Origin of the sequence: Brachybacterium alimentarium, from assembly GCF_002332425.1 — a bacterium.
Taxonomy (GTDB): Bacteria; Actinomycetota; Actinomycetes; order Actinomycetales; family Dermabacteraceae; genus Brachybacterium; species Brachybacterium alimentarium.
In genome coordinates, this window is the sequence record NZ_NRGS01000062.1 from 1 (window position 1) to 2,750 (window position 2,750).

Genomic DNA, 2,750 nt, shown 5'->3' on the forward strand with positions numbered 1-2,750 from the left:
GGGCGCGAGGCGCGGGGCGCGGGGCGCGGGGCGCGGGGCGCGGGGCGCGGGGCAGCGAACCATCCCCCACCGCGGCAGCATCCGCATCCGCACGCAAATGTGAGCTGTGGACCTATCCGAAGCAACCGGATGGGTCCACAGCTCACATTTGCGGTCGCCCCGGCCCGGCCCTCTCTGGTCCGACCTAGGGCATGTCTCTAAAGTAGGTGGTTGAGCCACTGGATCGTGGCTCTCAGGACTGTTCCTGCGCGGTAGGTCAGGGCAAGTTTGTCGTAGCGCGTGGCCAGTCCGCGCCATTGCTTGACGTCGCTGTAGCCGCGCTCGATGACGTTGCGGCCACGGTAGGCCTCGGCGTCCAGCCCGACTGGACGACCTCCGCGTGAGCCCCGATTGCGGCGGTGCTTCTGCTGGTCACGCGGCTCTGGGATCACGCACTTGATCCCGCGACGACGGAGGGCGGAACGGGTGGCGCGGGAGGAGTAGGCCTTGTCGCCGCGCAGCATGTCCGGTCGGGTGCGGGGACGGCCGGGACCAGGACGGTCCACCGAGAGAGCGTCCAGTAACGGGCCGAACATCGGTGAATCGCCGCCCTGGCCGGGGCCACAGAGGATCACCAGCGGCAGGCCGTGGCCGTCGACGAGCTGGTGGATCTTGGTCGAGAGCCCGCCGCGAGAGCGGCCCAGCGCGTGATCCGGCGGCTCAGCGCGGAGATTCTTGTGGTTCCACAGTGCCCCCTGTGGTGCGCTCGAGGTTCGTGCCGTGCTGGTGAGCGCGGCAGATCGTGGAGTCGACCGCGACTGACCAGTCCAGCCTCCCCTCGTCGTCGGCGCGCACCAGGAGCGCGTCGAGGACCTGATCCCAGATACCGTCCTCGGCCCAGGCACGGTGTCTCTTCCAGACTGTCTGCCAGGGCCCGAAATCCTCTGGGAGGTCTCGCCAGGCGATCCCGCAGCGATAGCGGTAGATGATTCCCTCGACGACCTGTCGGTGATCCCGCCTCGGACGCCCTGACCAGGGTTTTTGGGTAGGTAGCAACGGCTGGATCGTTTCCCACTGGGCGTCGGACAACACGCTTCGTCGGCTCATCTATCCAGAATCACGCATAGGCGGGCACGAGCTTAGGAGACACGCCCTAGCTGGCTCTGGCCCGGCCTGGCCTGACCCCTCTAAGCCGCCCTAGCCCGCCCTGACCGGTCCTCCCCACCACGGCACCATGCACATCAGCGACAGCGACCGGGACGCACCGCGATCTCGCTCCCTACGGTCGGCTCATGCGTGCCACCCAGGCCCCTGGAGGGGTCCTTCTGCCTCGCCGCCAGTCGCGTGCGATGGGTATCTCGTCCCGTCGGCTGAGCAGCACGGAGTTCGTGCCTCTGCTTCCCGGCCTCCTCACGCCCCGTGCCGAGCCGGCGACGCTCGAGGACATGGCCCGCGCTCTGCAGACGCTGGTGCTTCCGGGTGCCGTGCTCAGCCACACCACGGCTGCCGTGTTCCATGGAGTTCCGGTGCCCTGGTGGGCCGACGGAGGCATCGGACTCCTGATGCGGAGGCCGGATCCTCTCACCGGCACGAGACGGCTCAGCCTGTTCGCCCCTGCCCCTGGCGGGAGCGGTGCACCGTCGCGCGGGCCCGGCGGGAGAGCACCTCGTTCCCCGGTTCTCCGAGTCCCTCATCTGCACTGCCGGATGCAGGGCCCACGCCTGAGCGCAGGCCAGAACGTCACCATCCATCGCATGGTCCCCGGCGCGACGGTGTCCTGGCGCGGCCTGGTGCTCTCGTCCCTGTGGGAGACGCTCCTCGAGCTGGCCCTCACACTCGACCACGATGAGGTGGTCATCGCGATCGACCACCTCGTCGGCCCAGCGGGCTGCCGCCCGGGTGTCGACCTCGCACGCGTGCGCACAGAAGTCGCCGCCTTCGCGGGCCGACGCGGCCACCGCGCCCTGCTCGCCGCGGTCGATGATGCCCGTGAAGGCGTCGAGTCCCCGGGGGAGACCCGCACGAGACTGCTGCTGATCCGTGCCGGCTTCCCCGAACCAACATGCAATCTCCCTGTCCGGGACCCCGACACCGGCCAGCTCCGGCGGATCGACGCGGCGTACGACCGCTGGCGGATCGGTGTCGAGTACGACGGCGACGTCCATCGTGGGAAGGGCGCGTGGAGGGGCGAGCACGCACGGCGGGATTCCCTGGAATCGATCGGGTGGACGCTCCGCCGACTGACCGCGGACGACATCCGAGAACCCGCACGTTTCCTCACCGCGTTGCGCCGCACATTCATCGCAGCCGGGGCGAGCGCACCACCGCTGAGCACGTGGACCGGATCCACTGCACAGGCACTGGGGCGCCCACGGAACCGCCCCCGGCCCGCGGCGAGATGACGCCTGACAGGGCGCGAGCAGACGCGCGGGATTGAGCCGTCTCTCAGGCCCGATCATGACGGGTGCCGGTACGCGCACCGGCACCCCCACGCACACCAGCACAACCAGCACCGGCGCCAGCTGCAACGGCAGCGCCAGCGCCAGCGCCAGCGCCAGCACCGGCGGCAGCGGCAGCGGCAGCGGCAGCGGCAGCGGCAGCGGCAGCGGCAGACAAGTGTGAGCTGGGGACCCATGTCGGGCCTTCGCATAGGTCCACAGCTCACATTTGCCGAGTGGCCTCGTGCGCACGTCTGAGGCCGACGCTGCCGTACCCGACGCACCCGGCACACCCGGCACACCCGACGCACACGCCGCACCCGCCGCACCCGC

2 protein-coding genes are annotated in these 2,750 nt (G+C 70.0%); one reads left to right on the forward strand and one right to left on the reverse strand.

Translation table 11 applies throughout. The features are described 5' to 3' along the window. Positions 1-197: 197 nt before the first annotated feature. Positions 198-1,086, reverse strand: a protein-coding gene (locus CIK71_RS17320) for an IS5 family transposase (protein ID WP_096166911.1) whose coding sequence is annotated in 2 segments (ribosomal slippage) — positions 198-734 and positions 736-1,086 — 888 coding nt in all. Because the reading frame shifts where the segments join, the coding sequence is not laid out codon by codon here. A 647-nt stretch (positions 1,087-1,733) separates the two neighbouring features. Between CIK71_RS17320 and CIK71_RS17605 the strand changes: the two genes are divergently transcribed. Continuing rightward, complete coding sequence (locus tag CIK71_RS17605; protein WP_141393758.1) at positions 1,734-2,381, forward strand: hypothetical protein; 648 nt, start codon at positions 1,734-1,736, stop codon at positions 2,379-2,381. Positions 2,382-2,750 lie beyond the last annotated feature (369 nt).

Coding starts and splice junctions, on each gene's coding strand:
- CIK71_RS17605 (WP_141393758.1), top strand. CDS start 1,734: ATGGTCCCCGGCGCGACGGTGTCCTGGCGCGGCCTGGTGCTCTCGTCC.